The following is an 819-nucleotide window of genomic DNA, read 5'->3' on the forward strand; positions in this document are numbered from 1 at the left end:
ATATCAGGAACTTGTTCGCACCTTCCCTTGCTATTTAGTGGCTTGATGGATGCCAGGCATGGGGCTAACGGGCAACATCCAACTACCAGTGACTAGGCAGCCGTAACCGGGTATGAAACACCCTCAAAATATGGATTTCCTCTCCCTTTACTCGGTATGGAATGAGGAACGGGTAAGGTTGCACCACAAGCTCGCGCGTACCTGGGACACGTCCCGACCTTCCCATCGAGGGCTGTTCGACCAGCAGATTAACCAAGCGATACACCTCGTGCGCAAACTCCTGGGCAACCCTGGGGTTTTCTTTTGCCAAGTAATCGTGAGCATCTTCGAGGTTCAGCGCAGCCTTACGCAGCCATTTAACCTGCATTGATACCCCACCGATTGAACTTCGCCATCATCTCTTTTTCAGATACGAAGTCACCCGCATCCGCTTCACGCAAGGCGGCTTCTACCTCCGTGATCTGCCAGGCCTCACGCGCCAAATAATCCTTAATAGCCTGGTTGGCCAACCAGGATTTAGTCCTGCCAGTGGACTGGGCTAACTGCCCCAACTGTTGCTCTACCTCGTCCGGCAAACGGACAGACATCACGCTCATACGCCCCTCTCGACACTACAATGTTTACAATATGCTACATACTACACCCTGAGCAGCAGCATGGCGACATGCCCGAGATGGCAATCTGGGTAACCGCAGCACCGGCGTGAAGAGGGCTCCTGAATGTCCGGCGCAGACAGTGAAACCACTCCTGCAGCTTCCCTCGATGTCCGGCCAAGACAACAGACAACAAAAAGGGGCGCCGGATTTACCGTAACGCCCC

The 819-nt window shown here is 54.1% G+C and carries 2 protein-coding genes; both read right to left on the reverse strand.

What is annotated here, in order from left to right:
- Positions 1-82: 82 nt before the first annotated feature.
- On the reverse strand, positions 83-367 hold the full coding sequence (locus ACYVG7_RS10065) for a type II toxin-antitoxin system RelE/ParE family toxin (protein ID WP_139731036.1): 285 nt from the start codon (positions 365-367) through the stop codon (positions 83-85).
- Complete coding sequence (gene relB / locus ACYVG7_RS10070; protein WP_042044878.1) at positions 357-596, reverse strand: type II toxin-antitoxin system RelB family antitoxin; 240 nt, start codon at positions 594-596, stop codon at positions 357-359. The genes ACYVG7_RS10065 and relB overlap by 11 nt, the downstream gene beginning before the upstream one ends.
- Between the last annotated feature and the right edge of the window lie 223 nt (positions 597-819).

The sequence above is a fragment of the Pseudaeromonas pectinilytica genome (genome assembly GCF_054780855.1).